Source organism: Niabella pedocola (assembly GCF_021044425.1).
Taxonomy (GTDB): domain Bacteria; phylum Bacteroidota; class Bacteroidia; order Chitinophagales; family Chitinophagaceae; genus Niabella; species Niabella pedocola.
The window spans coordinates 527882-546411 of the sequence record NZ_JAJNEC010000007.1; the positions used below are offsets into that span (position 1 = coordinate 527882).

The 18530-nt window shown below is 48.9% G+C and carries 19 protein-coding genes; 9 read left to right on the forward strand and 10 right to left on the reverse strand.

Features of this window, described 5'->3' with window-relative positions; all coding sequences use genetic code 11:
- The first annotated feature begins 36 nt into the window (after positions 1 to 36).
- Complete coding sequence (queG, locus tag LQ567_RS23125; RefSeq protein ID WP_231008248.1) at positions 37 to 966, forward strand: tRNA epoxyqueuosine(34) reductase QueG; 930 nt, start codon at positions 37 to 39, stop codon at positions 964 to 966.
- A 104-nt stretch (positions 967 to 1070) separates the two neighbouring features.
- Here the strand turns inward: queG and LQ567_RS23130 are convergent, their stop codons facing one another.
- From LQ567_RS23130 to sppA, 4 genes are all read right to left on the reverse strand, one after another.
- Positions 1071 to 1571, reverse strand: a complete 501-nt coding sequence (locus LQ567_RS23130; protein WP_231008249.1) for an SRPBCC family protein — start codon at positions 1569 to 1571, stop codon at positions 1071 to 1073.
- A 66-nt stretch (positions 1572 to 1637) separates the two neighbouring features.
- Positions 1638 to 1856 carry an acyltransferase family protein gene (locus tag LQ567_RS23135; RefSeq protein WP_231008250.1) on the reverse strand — a complete coding sequence of 73 codons (219 nt, stop codon included), beginning with the start codon at positions 1854 to 1856 and terminating at the stop codon, positions 1638 to 1640.
- A 37-nt stretch (positions 1857 to 1893) separates the two neighbouring features.
- On the reverse strand, positions 1894 to 2982 hold the full coding sequence (locus LQ567_RS23140; protein ID WP_231008251.1) for an ABC transporter permease: 1089 nt from the start codon (positions 2980 to 2982) through the stop codon (positions 1894 to 1896).
- 86 nt (positions 2983 to 3068) lie between these two features.
- Complete coding sequence (sppA, locus tag LQ567_RS23145; protein WP_231008252.1) at positions 3069 to 4823, reverse strand: signal peptide peptidase SppA; 1755 nt, start codon at positions 4821 to 4823, stop codon at positions 3069 to 3071.
- A gap of 203 nt (positions 4824 to 5026) precedes the next feature.
- On the opposite strand from sppA, the gene folK reads away from it, so the two are divergent.
- The 5 genes from folK to LQ567_RS23170 all read left to right on the forward strand — a co-directional run bounded on the left by folK (position 5027) and on the right by LQ567_RS23170 (position 10398).
- The gene (gene folK, locus LQ567_RS23150) at positions 5027 to 5506 is read left to right on the forward strand and encodes a 2-amino-4-hydroxy-6-hydroxymethyldihydropteridine diphosphokinase (RefSeq protein ID WP_231008253.1); all 480 of its coding nucleotides are present in this window, start codon (positions 5027 to 5029) and stop codon (positions 5504 to 5506) included.
- Between the two features lie 35 nt (positions 5507 to 5541).
- Positions 5542 to 6177, forward strand: a complete 636-nt coding sequence (locus LQ567_RS23155) for a deoxynucleoside kinase (RefSeq protein ID WP_231008255.1) — start codon at positions 5542 to 5544, stop codon at positions 6175 to 6177.
- Between the two features lie 298 nt (positions 6178 to 6475).
- On the forward strand, positions 6476 to 7738 hold the full coding sequence (locus LQ567_RS23160) for an MFS transporter (RefSeq protein WP_231008257.1): 1263 nt from the start codon (positions 6476 to 6478) through the stop codon (positions 7736 to 7738).
- A gap of 189 nt (positions 7739 to 7927) precedes the next feature.
- Complete coding sequence (locus tag LQ567_RS23165) at positions 7928 to 8737, forward strand: 3-keto-disaccharide hydrolase (protein ID WP_231008259.1); 810 nt, start codon at positions 7928 to 7930, stop codon at positions 8735 to 8737.
- Between the two features lie 380 nt (positions 8738 to 9117).
- On the forward strand, positions 9118 to 10398 hold the full coding sequence (locus LQ567_RS23170) for a CinA family nicotinamide mononucleotide deamidase-related protein (protein ID WP_231008261.1): 1281 nt from the start codon (positions 9118 to 9120) through the stop codon (positions 10396 to 10398).
- Here LQ567_RS23170 and LQ567_RS23175 read toward each other — a convergent pair.
- The 3 genes from LQ567_RS23175 to LQ567_RS23185 all read right to left on the reverse strand — a co-directional run bounded on the left by LQ567_RS23175 (position 10393) and on the right by LQ567_RS23185 (position 12786).
- Positions 10393 to 10908 carry a 5' nucleotidase, NT5C type gene (locus LQ567_RS23175; protein WP_231008262.1) on the reverse strand — a complete coding sequence of 172 codons (516 nt, stop codon included), beginning with the start codon at positions 10906 to 10908 and terminating at the stop codon, positions 10393 to 10395. The genes LQ567_RS23170 and LQ567_RS23175 overlap by 6 nt on opposite strands.
- Positions 10909 to 10962: 54 nt before the next feature.
- A complete protein-coding gene (locus LQ567_RS23180; protein WP_231008263.1) occupies positions 10963 to 11484 on the reverse strand; it encodes a GNAT family N-acetyltransferase in 522 nt (173 codons plus the stop codon).
- 204 nt (positions 11485 to 11688) lie between these two features.
- On the reverse strand, positions 11689 to 12786 hold the full coding sequence (locus LQ567_RS23185) for a DUF3810 domain-containing protein (protein ID WP_231008264.1): 1098 nt from the start codon (positions 12784 to 12786) through the stop codon (positions 11689 to 11691).
- Between the two features lie 59 nt (positions 12787 to 12845).
- Here LQ567_RS23185 and LQ567_RS23190 point away from each other — a divergent pair, with 59 nt between their 5' ends.
- Entirely contained in the window at positions 12846 to 13397 is a 552-nt protein-coding gene (locus LQ567_RS23190) for a GNAT family N-acetyltransferase (RefSeq protein WP_231008265.1), read from the forward strand.
- On the opposite strand, the gene LQ567_RS23195 is transcribed toward LQ567_RS23190, so the two are convergent.
- Positions 13398 to 14594, reverse strand: coding sequence for a M20 metallopeptidase family protein (locus tag LQ567_RS23195; RefSeq protein WP_231008266.1), 1197 nt, complete (start codon positions 14592 to 14594; stop codon positions 13398 to 13400). It lies immediately after the preceding gene.
- A gap of 415 nt (positions 14595 to 15009) precedes the next feature.
- Here LQ567_RS23195 and LQ567_RS23200 point away from each other — a divergent pair, with 415 nt between their 5' ends.
- Positions 15010 to 15681, forward strand: a complete 672-nt coding sequence (locus LQ567_RS23200; RefSeq protein ID WP_231008267.1) for an HD domain-containing protein — start codon at positions 15010 to 15012, stop codon at positions 15679 to 15681.
- Between the two features lie 9 nt (positions 15682 to 15690).
- Positions 15691 to 16836 (forward strand): methionine aminotransferase, encoded by a 1146-nt coding sequence (locus tag LQ567_RS23205; protein WP_231008269.1) that lies wholly within the window; start codon positions 15691 to 15693, stop codon positions 16834 to 16836.
- A gap of 3 nt (positions 16837 to 16839) precedes the next feature.
- Here the strand turns inward: LQ567_RS23205 and LQ567_RS23210 are convergent, their stop codons facing one another.
- Both LQ567_RS23210 and LQ567_RS23215 read right to left on the reverse strand, forming a co-directional pair.
- Positions 16840 to 17337: a hypothetical protein gene (locus tag LQ567_RS23210; RefSeq protein ID WP_231008271.1), complete on the reverse strand. Its 498-nt coding sequence runs from the start codon at positions 17335 to 17337 to the stop codon at positions 16840 to 16842.
- Positions 17338 to 17770: 433 nt separating this feature from the next.
- Complete coding sequence (locus LQ567_RS23215) at positions 17771 to 18472, reverse strand: VIT1/CCC1 transporter family protein (protein ID WP_231008273.1); 702 nt, start codon at positions 18470 to 18472, stop codon at positions 17771 to 17773.
- Positions 18473 to 18530 lie beyond the last annotated feature (58 nt).

Here is an 18530-nt window from a genome sequence, read left to right on the forward strand (position 1 = left end):
ACCAGATTTACCGGTTTATTTAATAATTTTACCGCGGTGAATCCGATCGAACAGCATACACAGCTCATTAAACATTACAGCAGGCAGCTGGGCTTCGACTACTGTGGTATCGCAAAAGCGGTACAGCTGGAAGATGATGCCCGAAAGCTGGAACAATGGCTGTCAAAGGGCATGCACGGCGGAATGCAATACATGGAAAATCATTTCGACCTGAGGATCGACCCTGCCAGGCTGGTACCCGGTGCCCGCTCTGTGATCACCCTGCTGATGAATTATTATCCCCCGCAACTGCAGCAAACCGATGGCCCCCGGGTTTCCAAATATGCTTACGGACAGGATTATCATGAAGTAATCCGCGCACGGTTGAATGCGCTGCTGCAATATATCCGGGAGCAGATCGGTGAGGTTAACGGACGCGGCTTTGTAGATTCTGCGCCGGTGCTGGAACGGACCTGGGCCCGGAGAAGCGGACTGGGATGGATCGGGAAGAATGGGAACCTGCTGGTAAAAGGGGCCGGTTCCTTTTACTTTATTGCCACCCTTATTACAGACCTGCCACTGCAATATGACGATCCTTACAGCAACGATTTTTGTGGTAGTTGCACCAAATGCCTCGACGCCTGCCCAACCGGTGCCATCCTTCCCGGGAAAGTGGTGGACGGCAGCAAATGTATTTCCTATTTTACAATTGAATTAAAAGAAGCACTGATACCGGATGAAGTAAAGGGACAGTTCCAGGACTGGGTATTTGGTTGCGACGCCTGCCAGGATGTTTGCCCCTGGAACCGGTTCAGTAAACCCCATCAGCAGGAAGCCTTTGCACCGCTTCCGGAGATCCTGAACTTATCCACCAGGGAATGGGAAGCATTTTCGGAAGAACAATTCCGGAAAGTATTCAAACACTCGCCAATCAAACGTACCAAACTTAAGGGTATTCAGCGCAACCTGGAGTTTATCAAAAATTGATGATAAGATTTGGGCCGCAAAGGCACCAAGACGCCAAGAAACGCGAAGCATCCTATTCCTACTTCTTTGTGATACTTTGTGGCTTAGGGTCTTTGTGGCACCAGCTATTTGTGTGCCTGCTCCTTCAGCTGCCTGAGCCCCTGTTCCATGATGCGGCCATAGGAGCCGTCCAGCAACAGGCCCGAAAAACGCTCCCAGGGATACCATTTAAAGTCAAACTCCATATAATTCTGAAGGGTCAGCGAATCCGAATGGGCATAGCGGATCAGTTTCCAGCTGTTGCGCACCGGCTGCTCCCCTTTCTTCATTTGAACAGTTACCAGCGAATCCGAACTATTGATCACCCACAACTGCACATTCTTAACAGAGGCGCTGATCACCCTTCCGTTGGCAACTACGGCGTCCTTCAGTTCCAGTGTATCAAATCCCGGATACCAGTTTTTCCATTGAGCCAGGTCCTTTACCTGGTTCAGCACCGAGTCGTTTCCGGCATACAGATTTACCGCCCGCGATACCCGTACATGTGAAGGCAGCAAAAGCGTTACGCCGGTAATGGCCAGCAAAAGGACCACTGCACTGAAAATGAAAAGCTTTATATATTTCATGTACTAAAAATCAACGTCCTGAATGGTAAATTTATCCGGCAATATTAGCATAAAATATCAAACCTTTTATTGATCCCGGCGCGCCGTTTTTATTTTCCATTTCATAAAAGGCTTTTCAATCGCAATAAAATACGTTACACTTGCCAGGCCCACTGCCAGCAAACAAAGCAGCAGCTTCACAAAAAAATCGGTGTACTGATTGCTGAAAAAGGGAGACAATAGCTGCAATTTGTTCATAACAAACGCCATCACCGGATAATGGACCATGTAAATTGAATAACACATGCCGCCTGTTATACCTAAGTAGTATATGCACAAACCCCTACTCCCATCGCATGATCCGCGAAACGGTGAAATAAATAACCACGATCCAGATGCCCAGGTATCCCAGTTCCTTCCAGCAGTCGTAAAGATGGAGCCCTTCAAACGACACTTTGCGCATGGCATTATTGAACTGCGTAAGCGGCAGCAGCTCACAAAGGCGCTGCATCCATTTCGGAAATACATCCACAGGGAAAAAGGTTCCGGAAAGCAGGATCTGCGGAAATCCGAAAACATTGATCATTAACGGGATGACCGTATCATTTTTTGCAATACTGCTGATGATCAGGCCTACACCCATCAGCAGGAACAACATCACCACGGATAACAGCAACATCTCTACAAACGTGAGCGCTCCATGCACCAGTGTAAAGTGTAAGAAGAAGTGACCGAACAGGATCAGTACCACCACATTCATCAGCTGGAAAAAAAGCCGGCTGACGCCGATCCCGATCAGGATATTGAGTTTTTTTACCGGTGATGCGTAGAATCGCTTTAATACCAGTTGTTCCCGGAGGTTGAAAAAGATAAAGGCGATGCCAAATAAGGTCGCAAACAATACGGAAAAACCCAACTGTCCCGGCAGTACAAAGTCGATAGAACGGTACTTTTTCCCCGGCACGATCTCCGTTTGAATGGAATAGTTCTTTTTTATATGTGCGGTATGCAGCTGCATGCGGAGCGCTGCATAATCAATGGTACGTATCAATGCCGGCAAGGCCGCGGCCCCCGCTTCGCTGGTCCGGAGTAATACCTGCGTTCCGGCTGTATCGGCAGTACTCCTGATCTGCAATACGGCATCCAGCTTTCCCTTACTCAGATCGGCATTGCGGGTGGCAGTATCTTTATAAGAAACCACTTTTATAAATCCGCTGCTTACAAGACTGTCTAAAAAAGCACTGGTGGTATCCCCCAGCGGATCAATCGCCACACTTCTTGCAGCCGGCGGCCTGTCGGTAAAAGCGCCGAAGATGAGGATGAATACAATCGGGAACAGCAAACTAAAAAAAAGCGAAGAAGGCTGGCTGAATATGGCTTTAAAACTTGCCTTCGTAATGGCCCAAAGAGCCCGTGACTGACGATACTTCATTTCTATTCGTTAATGCCCGATTAATTCAATACATCTTTACGATCCTTCATTTGTTCCATTCAATATAATTTACTCATCCCTTCTGCCTACTGAACAAAAAATTCAAACGGCAACCGGGCCTGCACGCTGTTGGTCATTTGTTTTACGGATTTCAGCTGCTGGTATACCTTTGCATATTCCGGACCCAGCTCCTGCTTCACCATTGTTTCCGCACTGCTGCTCTTATTAAAGCCCAGGATGCGCTCCAGCAAATTGCCATACCTCGGATACTCTTTTACTGCAAACTCTTTCAGACCGGCTTTTTTTGCAGCCGCATTGATGGCATCCTGTAAACCGCCATAACTGTCTACCAGGCCAATTTCCTTTGCCCGTAACCCCGTCCACACACGGCCCTGGGCTATCGTTTCTATATAGGCAGTATCCTTCTTACGGCCTTCCGCTACCCGCTGTTTAAACTGATCATACACCCGTTCGATGCTGCCCTGCACGATCTTCTTCTCCTGCTCTGTCATGGGATGATCGATGGAGCCGGCATTGGCCAGCGGGCCCGTACTCACACCGTCAAACGTTACACCCAGTTTATTTTTCAGGAATGCACTCATATCCGGTATCACGCCAAATACACCGATGGACCCGGTAAGCGTGCCGGGCAACGCAAAAATACTGTCTGCCGCACAGGCCATATAATATCCTCCGGATGCCGCCACATCTCCAAAACTTACCATCAAGGGTTTCACGGCCCGGGCCAGTTTCATTTCCCGCCATATGTGATCACTGGCCAGCGCGCTGCCGCCGCCCGAGTTCACGCGCACCACGATGGCCTTGATAGAGGGATCCATCCGCGCCTTTCGCAACAGATCTACATACATACCGTCACTGATCACACCTTCTTCTTCCTTTCCATCCACAATATTTCCGGCGGCATAGATCAGCGCTATTTTCTCGCCGCTGCCACCCAGGTCTTTATTTACCTGCGCATACTGACTGATACTTACAAAATTTATTTTATCCGTGCTGTCTATTTTCAGCTGCCGCTTAATCTCCGACTGCAATTCATCATCATAACGAACGCCGTCGATCAATTTGTGCTCCACGGCCAGTCGGGGAGTAACGATGACGCCCTCATTCGCCCATTGGTGCAAAACCGCTGTATCCAGCTTCCGTTCCGCTGCCGTCTTTTGCAAAAGATCCGCATAGAGATCGTTCAACCAAACGCTTGTCTGCAACTGGTTGGCCTCCGTCATCTTCTCCGCGCGCAGCGGCTCCGTAGCACTTTTAAACTTCCCTGCATAAAAGATCTGGGGATTGATCTGCAACCGGTCCAGCGCCCCTTTTAAAAACAGGTAACTTACCCGGTATCCCACCCATTCAAAATCCCCGGAAGGACTTACATATACTTTATTGGCGATATTGGCCACTGCATACGCCTTTTGGGTCATGGTATTTCCAAACGCGATAATTTCTTTTCCTGAACTTTTGAAATCCGCCAGTGCCGTCCGGATCTCGTCGCTGGATGCAAATCCGTTTGCATTTCCGTTCGCCTCCAGGTAAATCGCCTTGATCCGGTCATCGGTTTTCGCCTTCCTGATCAGCCGGATCACATCATACAAGGAGGGCGTTTCCTCCAGCGATTTTGCCTGCACCATGGATTGCACATCCTTGGAAGAGATCTCTGTGAACGGCTCTGCCAGGTTAATTTTCAGCACGGAGGGGTCTGTGATCACCGGCATGGAGCTGGAAACCGCGTTGCTGGCCATTCCCATAAAAAAGAAAAAGCCGATGGCGCAAAAAACAAGCAGCGCCAGGAAGGATGCCAGGAATATTTTAAAAAAGGAACGCATTATAATAATTTTAAAAACAAATCTTCTTTTGATGAAATGCCAAAATTAAAGATATTTGGCAGGGATGCATAACCTTTTTATTAAAGCGGAGATTAAAAGAGGCGGGCGCGGCTGCAATACAGTACTGCGAAAGCACTGCGGTTCCGGCTTAAGCAGTAAAAGGGCCGTGTACAAAAAATAGCATATCTTATTTTACACAAAGGATGAACCAGGTATATTTATTAATAGGAGGAAACCTGGGCGACCGTACCGCCCATCTGGCACAGGCCCGTGCCCTCATTGGCCGTTCTATCGGCCCTATCCGGAAAGCCTCTGCCCTTTATGAAACCGCCGCATGGGGATTGGTGCATCAGCCGGACTTTTACAACCAGGCACTCGAAGTTTCCACGGCATTGCAGCCGGAGCCGCTGATGCAAATGATCTTAACGATCGAGGCAGATATGGGTCGCATCCGGAACGAACGGTACGGCCCCCGGGTGATCGATATCGATATTTTATTGTACAACGACCTTATTTGCACATCACCCCGGGTAACCCTGCCCCATCCCCGGATGCAGGAGCGCCGCTTTGTATTGGCACCGCTGAACGAGATTGCTCCGGAACTGCAACACCCGGTACTGCATCAGACCATCCGCCAATTGCTTGATACCGTCAGCGATGATTCCGCCGTAAAAAAAATATAAGGTTTCGAAATTGTACTTACTTTGCAGCCAGTTACATGCAGTACGATTTTATCACTATTGAAGGAAATATTGGTGCGGGGAAAACAACCCTTGCCACGGCATTGAGCAAAACATACAATGCCCGCCTGGTGCTGGAAGAATTTGCCGACAACCCCTTTTTGCCAAAGTTCTATGAAAACCCGCAGCAGTTTGCCTTTCCGCTGGAATTGTTCTTCATGGCCGAGCGGTATAAGCAATTGCAGGAGCTGCTCGTGCAAAAAAATATGTTCCAGCAACTCACGATCAGCGATTACCTGTTTACAAAATCACTACTGTTTGCCCGGGTTACGCTTTCCGACGACGAGTACAAGCTTTACCAGCGCCTGTTTGAGATCGTACAGCAACAGCTGATACAACCGCAGCTGCTGATTTACCTGCATGCACCGGTTCGAAAATTACAGGAAAACATCAAAAAAAGACAGCGCAGCTATGAGCAGAAAATTCCGGACGCATACCTGCAACGGATCCAGGAAACCTACCTGCAGTATATTAAACTGCTGCCGTTGCCGATTTTATTTGTAGACGCCTCCCATGCCGACTTTATTACCAACCAGGTGCACCTGGATATTATCCGCGCGGCACTCGAAAAGCCGTATCCTGCGGGAATGCACCCGATCGCGCTGCAGCCTTGAGCAGGCCCGGTGTTTTGTTAAGAGTTGGAGGTTTCAAGTTCCGGGCCAGGTGTGTACCCATTCGGAGCTTCCTGTTTAAAGCACCCAAAAGGGTTTCACCTATCCGGTAAAATCAGACGTTAAAACGTAAAACTCGCAACGGAAGCTTTCAGCTCCGGTTGCTTTTTAGCGATTTGCATGATGCCCTGAATATGGCTGCCCCTAATCTATAAAATTTAGTAATTGAGATAGGAATGTTCATATTTGGAATTTAGTATTTAAAATTTAATATCCCCCCTTCCTTACCTTTGCAACCGCAATGGAAAACGAGCAACAACCTGTCGTTCAGGTGACCGATGACCCCTTTGGAGCGGTACGCATTCCCGAATACCGGAGCCTGATGACCGGGCGCTTTTTATTTGTATGCGCCATGCGTATGATCACTACCGTTGTGGGCTGGTGGATTTATCAGCTCACCAGGGATCCGCTGGCCATCGGCCTGATTGGGCTTTCGGAAGTAATCCCCGCACTGAGCCTGGCGCTGTATTCCGGACATAAAGTAGATGTCAGCGATAAAAAGAAACTATTGCTGCAATCGATCACCGGCTATTTCCTGGCGGCCTGTTTTCTCTTATTTCTTTCCACCGATACGGCGCAACATTCGCTGCATATCCGGCATATCACCTGGTTTATTTACGGCACCTTCTTTTTTACAGGCATCCTCCGGTCCTTTGCCGGCCCCTCCCTGAATTCGATGATTGCCACCATTGTTCCCCGCCACCTCCTTCAGAACGCCACTACCTGGAACCAGGGCACCTGGCTCTCCGCTTCGGTAACCGGGCACGCTGTGGGAGGTTTTCTGATTGCGCTTACCGGCATCACCCATACCCTGATCGTGATCGCCGCACTGATATTTATAGCCCTGCTCATCCTTACACAGCTAAAACCCAAACCACCCCATAAAGGAAATATTGAAAAGAAAACCTGGGAAAGTGTGCAGGAAGGATTACGGTTCGTATTCCGCACCAAGGCCCTGCTGGCGGCCATGGCACTGGATATGTTTGCCGTACTTTTCGGAGGTGCAGTAGCACTGATCCCGGTGTTTGCTTCCGATATTTTAAAGATCGGTCCTGTGGGATATGGCTGGCTGAATGCCGCCTCCGATATCGGGTCTATTATCATTGTACTGATCCTCACTTTTGCCCCCATGAAAAAAGCTCAGGGCAAAAAAATGCTGATCGCAGTTGCGGGTTATGGTATTTGTATTATTTTATTCGGACTCTCCAAATGGTTCCTGCTTTCATTTTTTGCGTTGCTCATATCCGGCATCCTTGATGGCATCAGCGTAGTGGTAAGAGGCACCGTTATGCAATTATTAACGCCGGATCATATGCGCGGGCGGGTCAGCAGCGTCAGCAGCATGTTTGTTACCAGCAGCAATGAGCTCGGACAGTTTGAAAGCGGTGTAATGTCGCGGGCATTAGGGGTCATCCCTTCCGTGATCTTTGGTGGTGGCATGACCCTCATTGTGGTGGTTACCGCCTGGCTGAAGGCACCTACACTCCGGAAATTTGAATACTGATTTTTATAGCACCGGCGGCGGTGCTCCTGTCGGCTTTACTTGTGTCACTCACTGCGGCTTCAATGCATAGCCCATCACCGTCATCCCGGGAAGAATAACCGGCAACATCCCAACGCAGCGGGGGGGTCTCTACGCACACAGACAGCTGCTTTTTTTTATACAATTCCCTATCTTTATCCAAATCATTGTATGTTTTCCAAACAGTATTTGTCCACCCTTGCTTTTTTCGTTCTTGCAGTTGTTTTTTTCTACGGCTGCACCAGCTCACGCCGCACAGCGGAACAAGACGGCTGGATCAGTCTGTTCAATGGCAAAGATCTCAGCAACTGGATCGTAAAGATCCATCATCATGAAACCGGCGATAACTATGCCAACACATTCCGGGCAGAAGACGGCATGATCAAGGTACGCTATGATGGTTATGATCATTTTAATGAGCGCTACGGACACCTGTATTATAAAATACCCCTGTCCCATTATCACCTGAAATTTGAATACCGGTTCCTTCCGCAATCCGAATGGAGAACAGATGCGCCCGAATATACCATTGAAAACAGCGGCATCATGTATCACTCCCAGGACCCGCGCACCATGCCTAAAGAACAGGACTGGCCCATCTCCATTGAAATGCAGTTACTGGCTGGTTTGGCAGACGGCCAGCCCAGAACTACCGGTAATATGTGTTCCCCGGGCACCCATATTTTTTACCAGGGTAAACTGGATACCCGGCATTGTATCAATTCTTCCTCCAAAACCTTTCCGCCCGGCGTTTGGGTAAAGGGCGAGCTGATCGTACACGGCGACTCACTGATTACACATATCATCGAAGGCGATACGGTGATGCAATATTCAAAACCCCAGATCGGCGGCCCGGTGGTAAACCGGTACGCGCCCGCACAGAAGATCGATGGCAAGGCCCTGACCTCGGGCTATATCGCGTTGCAAAGCGAAGGACAGCCCATCGACTTCAGGAATATACAATTGAAGCAATTAAAATAACCCGCTTCGCCAGGTTGCGATCGAAATGACGGAGCCTTGTTAGCGTTATCCCAGTTGCTTCAGATTTGGAATTTAAAGAGCCCGTTTGTACCCGGTATGATATTTCAGGTTCCGATGCGCGCGTCAACTTCGCTTCGTTAAGGCCACAGATGTACAGACCTGGTACAGGCGCTGATCGTGCCTAAAAATATGGCTGCAAAGCACCACAGGCACAATCAGCGTATCTGCTGCAATGATAAAAGAATCGCTTAAGAAACGACATGCTCGAATCTGAAGACGGATTGCTGATGACACAAACCGGAGGTCCTGAGAGCGGCACAATGTTTTTAATGCGGTAACAGAAGAATGATGATATTTGCAACCTAAATGCTCAGAAATTTATGAATGCGTCTATCATTACAATCGGGGATGAATTACTGATCGGACAAACCATCGATACAAACAGTGCTTTTATAGCACAGGAATTCAACAAAAAGGGCATCTGGGTAAAAAGACGCGTAGCCGTGGGTGATGTGGCCGAAGACATTGAAAAGGCACTGGATGAAGAGTCTCTGCAGGCACAGATCGTTATACTTACCGGCGGACTGGGACCTACAGCTGATGATATCACCAAGCCGCTTTTAAACAACTATTTCGGGGGCAAAATGGTGATCGATCCCAAAGTAGCCGAACATATCGAGTACCTGTTCCGGGAGGTATACCGCAAGCCCGGACCGATTGCCGAACGCAATAAAAAACAGGCGGAAGTACCGGACGTGGCCAAAGTGCTGCACAATGCCCGCGGATCTGCACCGGGCATGTGGTTCGAGAAAACGGTAAAGGGCCGGAATGTGGTATTTGTTTCATTACCCGGTGTGCCGCATGAAATGAAAGGACTATTAGTAGAAGAAGTGATCCCCCGGCTGTTGAAGTATTTTAAATTTCCGTTTATCATTCACCGCACGGCGCTTACCGCCGGCCTGGGTGAATCGATGGTGGCCGAGCGGCTGATTGATTTTGAAGCTGCCCTGCCCCGGCATATAAAACTCGCTTACCTGCCCAGCTACGGTGCCGTAAAACTGCGGCTCACCGCACAGGGACAGCAGGAGGAACAACTAACCGAACAAATCAACTTTCAGTTTGATCAGCTGACGGCCCTGCTGAGCGATATTCTTGTTTCAAAGGCAGATGAGCCCATCGAAAAGATCATCGGCCAGTTGCTCCTGCACCGGAAAAAAACGATGGCCACTGCAGAGAGCTGTACCGGTGGCAATGTGGCCCACTGGATCACCCGCATACCCGGTGCATCTGCTTACTACAACGGAAGCATCGTATCGTATTCCAATCTTGTTAAAGAAGCCTTGCTAGCAGTGCCCTCCGGAACACTGCGCAGGCAGGGAGCCGTAAGCAGCGAAACCGTAGAAGCCATGGTAAAAGGTGCTTTACAACAGCTGGGCGCCGACTATGCGGTTGCTACTTCCGGCATTGCCGGGCCGGACGGCGGCACCCCGGATAAACCGGTAGGAACCATCTGGATTGCAGCGGGCAACCAGGACCGGGTTGTTACCAAATTACTACAACTCCGTTTTGACCGCGAACAGAATATAGAGATCACTACGATGCAGGCACTTTTACTATTGCGCCGGGTGATCCTCGACCTGGAAGCAGATCCGGCTTTATAGCAAAACCAGCTGTACCTCCTGCCAGTTCGCCACCCGCTGATGTTTTCCCGGGTCGCGTTTCATATTATGCGGTTGGGAAAACAGCAGGGTTTTTCCATCAAAATGATCGAGGTTTTTAAAATGGTCATCCAGCATAATATCGCCATAAACGATCTTTTTAGAACCACAAAGCACCAGTTGTTCCCAGATCAAAAAAGAAAAATGCTGCTGCAGCCATTGATATTTTTCATACAAACTCAGAGGAAACTCCATGGCCGAAGAAACAATATACAGATCGTATTGCTGGTTTAGCTGCCGCATCACTTCTATGCTTCCCGGCATTACCGGCGCTTCCAGAAAAAAACCAGGGGTATTCACATAGGTTCTTACATGCTGAAAGGCTTCTCTTTCTGTTTTTCCGATAAGGGATGCTTCATCCTGCGTTATACCCAGGTCTAACTGCTCATATTTCCTGAACTGGCTGTATACATCGGCCAGCACGCCATCCATGTCTACAATCAAGCGTTTCATATCCATACTTTTCTCATGAAGCAGTACCTTTTTAACGTAACTGCTCCGTTCCTGTTAAACGGCCTCAAATTCTTTTGCATACACCACAATACCCGATACCTGTTTCAAGCCACACTCTACCAGTTCCACGGCCATAAAAGCCTCATCCGGAACGTCAAATGGCGGCTGTATATTCCAGCGTGAAGCTGGTTGAAACCCAAATTTCGGATAATAGGTTTCATGCCCCAGTACAATAACCGAAAGATACCCGATTTCCCGGGCCTTATTCAATCCTGCCTGTATAAGGGCCGCGCCAATGCCCTTTCGCTGAAAGGAGCTGCGAACCGCTATGGGGGCCAACGCCAGGCTCTCAAAGCGATGATTGAAGCTGTCAATAATCTTTATTTTGGTAAAAAGCACATGTCCAACGATTGCGCCGTTCGTTTCTGCTACCAGCGATAGTTCCGGAACAAAAGCACTGCTGTTTCTGAGAAGATCTACCAGGTTTGCTTCGTCTGCCCTCCCAAAAGCTTCTTCGTTTACCGCAGAGATGGCCGTTACATCTGCACTATGCTCTTTCCGAATCAATACGTCCATTGATCTGAAATTTTATCAAATTTAAAGAAACGAACCGCGTAATCAAAGAGGGCCGGTAAATCTTTGCGAAATTTTAGAACTACGAAACAACGCCTAGTTTCCAGGCAAATACCGGCGCCGATTAACCAGTTCGCCGGCATGCGTAAACGTTAAAAACAGGTCCCGGGTATGTACCCGGCCATCCGGTTACCGGCAATTGCAACTTCATATAGCATGCTTCCCGTATTTTTTATACCAGCCCACCAGCCAGATCACTACTTCATCGTAGGCATAGGATCCTGCCGGCTGATTGTTGATCTTCAGGTAATTGGCGTATACCCAACTGGTGAGGGCCTCTACCTTTCCCTGGTATTTTTCGTAAAAGGCGCGATAAGCGGCCATATCCCGCAATACCTGTGGGTGCAGGGTACTGTCATATTGTTTTACTCTTGCAGAATCCGCCATATATAACATACGCCGCGCATACACATACATGACAAAATCTGTGGCATACTGAAAGTGGATGGATGGATGTTGCCGGCTGGTTAAAAAACTCAAAAAATTGGCTTCACTTTCCATTCCATACCCCGCCTGGTGACCGATTTCATGGGTTACCACGGAGGGCAGGAGAAAATCCGGGATGGTCATATTCACCTGCGCCTCACCGGAAAACGGGTTGTAATAGCCCTGTACGCCCGTATAATTCATTAGCCGGCCAAAAAGCGATCCCTTTACCGATACCGGCCGGCTGTCTAAAAAAGGATATACTTTCCGCGTAAGGCGATAGGCCTCCTCCGCCTGCTTAAAAAGATATCGCTGATCGGCAAGTGAATCCCGGTCCTGTACCCGCAACAAGGTTACGTCGTGATTCATGCGGTTATGCAGCAGCTGCACCAGCGTGTCCAGGTCCTGCACCGTTACCTTCTTATCCGGAAGACCAAACTGAACGGCAATTCCCTGGCGGCTGTAGTTGAGGCCCCAGGCTGCATAGAAAACAACATAAAGCAGCAGGATAGCAAAACATACCTTGCGAAAACCAGCGCCCCATTTGATCGCCTGCTTACGCCGGCGGAAGAGCCTGCGGATGCCGCGGACAACGGCAAATATCAAAAAAAGGATCAGAACGGCATACAGGATATCCCCGATACTAAAAGGGATCCATCCGAACAGGAACCGCTGGGTTTTTGAAACAATTATATAAAACCCGCGCGTATAATATGTTTCAACAAATCCTGGGAACAGGGACACCAGTTTGATAAAGATTGCCACTGCTCCAAGCAACACCCAGGTTCTGTACGTACGTATCCATATCAGCCATTTCATACAAACAAATGTATCATATTAAATGTATGATCCTACCCCTGCTCTTATTAATTTTGAGTATGAAAATCGATCCGGTTACCGTAACACTGAAGAATAACGTAACCGTCACCATAAGAGCGGCGGTAAAAGCAGATGCAGCAGGAATGCTGGATGCAGGATGGCGTTATTTACAGGAAAGCCCGCACTTTATTACCACTGTTAATGAATTCAATTTTACAAAGCCACAGGAGCAGGCCTGGATCCGCTCTCTGAACGAAAGCGACAACAGCCTGCTATTGGTTGCACTGTACAATAATAAGATCATTGGAAATATTCAGTTGCGTGGGGAACCCCGCAGTAAGATCCGGCACAATGCCCTGCTGGGAATTGCCATCCGGAAACAGTGGCAGGCAATCGGGCTGGGTACCGCCCTGATGCATACCGCCATCAACTGGGCCCGGACCAAGGGCGCGCTTAAAACGATCTGGCTGCATGTACACGCTACCAATGAACACGCCATTGCGCTTTATCGAAAAATGGGATTCAGGGAAGCCGGACGGCAACCATATTATATAAAAGAGCCGGACGGCCGGTTTACAGATAATCTGCTTATGGGCCTGTTATTGGAATAATTAATCCTGCTTGGTTTCCAGCCAACGGAGTGCAGCATAGGCCATCACTCCCATTCCCAGCTCCAGGGCCTCCTCATCAATATTGAAGGTAGGTGTATGCAATGCAGAACAAATATCCCGCTCTTCATTGCGCACCCCCAGCAGATAGAAAAAGGACGGCAACTCCTGGCTGTAATAGGCAAAATCCTCGGACGCCATCCAGATATCCTGGGGAAGGATCTGTTCCCGGCCGGCATATTCCTCAAAGAATGTACGCACCTGCATACCCAGAGCTTCATCATTCTTCAGGTGTGGGTATCCTTTCCGGATCTCGATCTCGCACCGGCCGCCCATGCCCGATACCAGCGTATGCGCCAGTTCTTTGATCCGGATATGCGCCTGTTCGCGCCAGGTCTCGTCCAGTGTCCGGAAGGTGCCTTCAATAAGCACCATATCGGGAATGATATTGATCGCACCATCTGCTTTCAGCTTTCCGAAGGACAGCACCGTTGGCATCAACGGCGGTGCATTGCGGCTTACCACCTGCTGCAATGCCTGCAACAGGGAACAGGTGATCATCACCGGATCCACCCCTTTATGCGGTTCCGCTCCATGGCCTCCCTTCCCATATACTTCTATTTTTATTTCGTCCATGGAAGCCATAAACAAACCGGTGCGCAGGCCTACCTTTCCTGCAGGAATCGCCGGCATCACATGCTGCCCCAATACCACATCTGCCTGCGGATCGGTCAGTCCGCCTTCTTCAATCACCTGCCGCGCACCACCCGGCAGCACTTCTTCTCCCGGCTGAAAGATCAGCTTAACGGTACCGGAAAAACTGGCTTTCATCGATTCCAGAATACGGGCCACACCCAGCAGGGATGCGGTGTGTGCATCGTGACCGCAGGCGTGCATGACTCCATCATTCACCGACCGGTAAGCTACTGCATTGGCTTCTGTGATGGGTAATGCATCGATATCAGCCCGCAGCGCAATCACTTTTTCAGAAGGACCTGCACCTTTGATAACGGCCAGCACACCCGTTCCTGCAATGGGCTTCCAGGCAATGCCCATCTCATCCAGCGCCTCCTTTATAAATGCCGAAGTGCGGAATTCTTTAAAAGACAGTTCCGGGTGCTGATGCAGATATCTCCGGAAACCAGTCACTTCTTCTTTAATTGCCGCTGCGGCAGCTTTTACCGTTTCTTTTAGATCCATTTTGAAATGATGTATTTATGGTTGTATAACCGTTATGCCCGCAAAGGGGTAAAATTAACACACCTGCCTTAAATTACCGGGGAAACGCAACTAAATTATTTGCCTGAAAGACAGCAGGCATTATGAATCGGAATACGGAATTTGAAAAATACCGGGAAAATCGCTGATGTCACCCTCCTGGGTTTAGATTCCTCCAATCTCCCGATGTCGTAAGCGTTACACCCCTTCTGGATTAAGGGTGCGTGCATATACAGAACCGCAGATCCTTGTACAAAAGATCAGCAAAATCCTGCATAGAAACCAGTGGTACCAACGGCAAACCATCGGTGGCCCTGCTTAATGAACAATTAAGATGCACCGGCCTTGCACGGGCTTGTTCCGAAATAAATATCTTTGCTCCGGAATTTTTATTAGTATGACACCACACAACGAAATAATTGAAAAGACACGTGTTTTTGTTCAACGGCAACTGCAGGGCGCAGAGGCCGGGCACGACTGGTTTCATATTGAACGGGTCTGGAAAACCGCAAAACATATTGCAGCGCAGGAAACATCCAACTTGCTGGTAGTGGAGCTGGGCGCCCTGCTGCATGATATTGCCGATGCCAAATTCCATAACGGTGATGAAACCCTGGGTCCGCGTATTGCCCGGGAATTCCTGGAAAAGGAACAGGTAGCAGCAGCGGTTATTACTGCGGTAGAAAACATCATCCGGCATATTTCCTTTAAGGGAAGCTATACATCCGAAAACTATAAAACCATTGAGCTGGACATTGTACAGGATGCCGACCGGCTGGATGCATTGGGCGCCATCGGTATTGCGCGGGCGTTTAACTATGGCGGTTTTAAGAACCGGAAATTATACGATCCTGCTATAAAGCCGGCACAGTATGCCACCAAGGAACAATACAAAAGCAATGAAGCGCCCACCATCAATCATTTTTACGAAAAACTGTTCCTGTTAAAAGACAAAATGAACACCGCAACAGGTAAACAAATGGCCGAAGACCGGCACCGGTTCATGGAAACCTTTGTGGAACAGTTTTACCAGGAATGGAATGGCGTAAACGGATCAGCTCCTTATTAAAACAACAGCATGGCAATTATACCCAAACACACGGCTGCAGCCCTCAACATATTTACCACCATGTCGTCGCTGGCCCGGAAAGAAAATGCTTACAATCTTTCCCAGGGCCTGCCCGACTTTCCCGTATTTCCGGCTTTAAGTGATTTGCTGAAAGAAGCCACCATTGCAGGATTCAACCAGTATGCGCCCATGCCCGGACTGCTGGAATTGCGGGAAAACATTGCCACGGTATTTAACAACAGGTACCGTACGGATTTTTGCACTCCGGACACGGTAACCGTTACTCCGGGGGCGACCTATGGTATTTTTACGGCGCTGGCAACGGTACTCAACAAAGGTGATGAAGTGATTTATCTTGAACCGGCCTTTGATTGTTATGTACCGGCTATTGAGATCAACGGCGGAATTCCGGTTTGTATCCGGCTTGAGGAAGAGAATCATTTTGAGATCGCCTGGCAACAGATCAGCGATGCGATTACGGCGCGTACAAGAGCGATTATCATCAACACTCCGCATAACCCAACCGGCAGGGTATGGACGCAGTCAGATTGGGATCAGCTGGCCTCGATCATTGGCAACAGGGAGATCTACGTCATATCGGATGAGGTCTATGATACCATTGTATACGACGGGCAGCAACACCTTCCGGGATTTCTTCAAAAGGGGCTTGAAGGCAAAGTACTGTCGGTATATTCCTTTGGAAAAATGTATCATATTACCGGCTGGAAGGTTGGTTTTTTAATCGCGGCACCCGCACTCACCGAGGCGTTCCGCTCTATTCATCAATACCTGAGTTTTAGTGTAAACACTCCGGCGCAGTACGCCCTCGCTAAATACCTGTTATTGCCGCACCAGGAGCCCGCTTCGGTAATGTTGCAGGCCAAACGGGACCTGCTTTTAACCAGGATGCAGCCCTCCCGGTTCCGGCTCAATGCCCTGTCAAAAGGCACTTACTTCCAGCTATTTGATTATAGCGCCATCAGCGATATGGACGATGTAACCTTTGCCCGCTGGCTGGCCACAGCACACAAGGTAGCCACCATTCCGTTGAGTGCCTTTTACCGGAAACCGCCTGGAATAAAACAGGTGCGGTTAAGCTTTGCAAAAAATGACGATATCCTGAATGCCGCCACCGAAATCCTCTGCAAATTGTAAACATCAACTACTGCTGTAACCGATCTGGTTGGTTTTGCAATAAGATGCAAACAGATCCAGGATATTTTTCCATTGCTTCTGGGTAAACTGGCAGGCCACCTTACGTTCTTTATCAAACACCAGTGTATACTTGAAGCCTAATTGATTAACTGTTTTAACACGCAAGCCTTTGATTTCGGTAATCACTTTATCCTCGTTACCATATTTCTCCGAAAACGCAGCAACTTCCTGTAACAGGTGATACATTTCAGCAGCGCTTCCTTTAAAATATTCAACTTCATACGCACCGGTTGCCCAGTTGTCGTGATACAGATGATATCCCCAAAGTGAAAACGTATCCTTTTTTTCCTGGTGTGCCCCGCCTTCAAGCGGTTTCCAGTAAGAAAGGTAATCGGTGCGCCCCCTGTCGGAAAACACCGTTTCCAGTTTATATACCTGCGAAAACAATGCGGTGGAACAAAACATCCACAAAAGAAAAAGCGTTAATTTTTTCATAGACATCGGTTGCTCATTTTAGTTATGAGCAAAAATAACCGGGAGCATCCCGTAATTTGATTCCTCAAAGCCGAATTAGGAAAAGATTAACCCCGGTTTAGGGGATTTGAAAATTTGAAAATGTGAAAATGAGGGAATAGGCTTCAGCTTTCAGCGGTCAGCAATCAGCCTTCAGTAGATTGCGTCCGGAATCACAGATTTGTTCGCTCGCATCAGGTATAAAACGGATTTAACCTGAAACATTGAACCTGAAACCAGGAACGGTGTTCAGTTTTCAGCACCCGTAGGCGGTGAATCGTTTTGCATATTTGATAAATTCCTTGATCACCCTGGTCTCCCTGTCCCCAAAAGGCAAGGGTGTATGATGAATGGTCAATAGACATCTGGTATAAAACGGTAGCCAACCTGGAACTTAAACATTGAACATTAAACCGGCCTTCTATCCCGTTTGCACTCCAAACAAATACCCCACCAGCGCCGCAGCGCCCATCGCTACCGTACCCCAGAAACAAACCCTTACGATCCCTTTGATAACACTGGATCCACCCGCACGGGCAGCCACCATGCCTGCAATGGCCAGGAACAGGATGGCGCTTACATACTCGCTGACCACCATGTATTTCACCGGTGCAAAAATGGCTACCAGCAGGGGCAGCAAACCACCAGCTATAAAAGAAGCTCCGGAAGCCATGGCCGCCTGGAAGGGCCTGGCCTGCGTTATTTCATTGATGCCCAGTTCATCCTTCGCATGCGCCTCCAGCGCATTATGATTTGTAAGTGCCTGCGCCACCTCCATGGCCAGTTCCGGCGCCAGCCCCCGGCCCTCGTATATTTTTGCCAGCTCCTTTAATTCGATATCCGGCATCGTGGCCAGCTCTTGCTCCTCTCTTTTCAGATCGGCTGTTTCAATATCCGACTGCGAGCTTACAGACACATATTCACCCGCCGCCATGGAGAAGGCCCCCGCCACAATACCCGCCAGCGCCGCCAGTACAATCGGGTTGCGCAGGTCGGTAGCCGCAGCAATACCGATCACGAGGCTTGATGTAGACAGGATACCGTCATTGGCCCCCAGCACCGCAGCACGCAGCCATCCGCTCCGGTTGATATAATGCACTTCTAAATAATGTTGCCGTTCCATAATAAAAATTTAAACCATCGCATACAGCAGCCCTTTATATATACACTTCCGGCCCTGT

What these genes read in the sequence shown, in the direction of transcription:
- LQ567_RS23130 (WP_231008249.1), bottom strand. Translation starts at nt 1,571, where the DNA reads ATGAAATATATAAAGCTTTTCATTTTCAGTGCAGTGGTCCTTTTGCTG.
- LQ567_RS23135 (WP_231008250.1), bottom strand. Translation starts at nt 1,856, where the DNA reads ATGTGTTATTCAATTTACATGGTCCATTATCCGGTGATGGCGTTTGTT.
- LQ567_RS23140 (WP_231008251.1), bottom strand. Translation starts at nt 2,982, where the DNA reads ATGAAGTATCGTCAGTCACGGGCTCTTTGGGCCATTACGAAGGCAAGT.
- sppA (WP_231008252.1), bottom strand. Translation starts at nt 4,823, where the DNA reads ATGCGTTCCTTTTTTAAAATATTCCTGGCATCCTTCCTGGCGCTGCTT.
- folK (WP_231008253.1), top strand. Translation starts at nt 5,027, where the DNA reads ATGAACCAGGTATATTTATTAATAGGAGGAAACCTGGGCGACCGTACC.
- LQ567_RS23155 (WP_231008255.1), top strand. Translation starts at nt 5,542, where the DNA reads ATGCAGTACGATTTTATCACTATTGAAGGAAATATTGGTGCGGGGAAA.
- LQ567_RS23160 (WP_231008257.1), top strand. Translation starts at nt 6,476, where the DNA reads ATGGAAAACGAGCAACAACCTGTCGTTCAGGTGACCGATGACCCCTTT.
- LQ567_RS23165 (WP_231008259.1), top strand. Translation starts at nt 7,928, where the DNA reads ATGTTTTCCAAACAGTATTTGTCCACCCTTGCTTTTTTCGTTCTTGCA.
- LQ567_RS23170 (WP_231008261.1), top strand. Translation starts at nt 9,118, where the DNA reads ATGAATGCGTCTATCATTACAATCGGGGATGAATTACTGATCGGACAA.
- LQ567_RS23175 (WP_231008262.1), bottom strand. Translation starts at nt 10,908, where the DNA reads ATGAAACGCTTGATTGTAGACATGGATGGCGTGCTGGCCGATGTATAC.
- LQ567_RS23180 (WP_231008263.1), bottom strand. Translation starts at nt 11,484, where the DNA reads ATGGACGTATTGATTCGGAAAGAGCATAGTGCAGATGTAACGGCCATC.
- LQ567_RS23185 (WP_231008264.1), bottom strand. Translation starts at nt 12,786, where the DNA reads ATGAAATGGCTGATATGGATACGTACGTACAGAACCTGGGTGTTGCTT.
- LQ567_RS23190 (WP_231008265.1), top strand. Translation starts at nt 12,846, where the DNA reads ATGAAAATCGATCCGGTTACCGTAACACTGAAGAATAACGTAACCGTC.
- LQ567_RS23195 (WP_231008266.1), bottom strand. Translation starts at nt 14,594, where the DNA reads ATGGATCTAAAAGAAACGGTAAAAGCTGCCGCAGCGGCAATTAAAGAA.
- LQ567_RS23200 (WP_231008267.1), top strand. Translation starts at nt 15,010, where the DNA reads ATGACACCACACAACGAAATAATTGAAAAGACACGTGTTTTTGTTCAA.
- LQ567_RS23205 (WP_231008269.1), top strand. Translation starts at nt 15,691, where the DNA reads ATGGCAATTATACCCAAACACACGGCTGCAGCCCTCAACATATTTACC.
- LQ567_RS23210 (WP_231008271.1), bottom strand. Translation starts at nt 17,337, where the DNA reads ATGTCTATGAAAAAATTAACGCTTTTTCTTTTGTGGATGTTTTGTTCC.
- LQ567_RS23215 (WP_231008273.1), bottom strand. Translation starts at nt 18,472, where the DNA reads ATGGAACGGCAACATTATTTAGAAGTGCATTATATCAACCGGAGCGGA.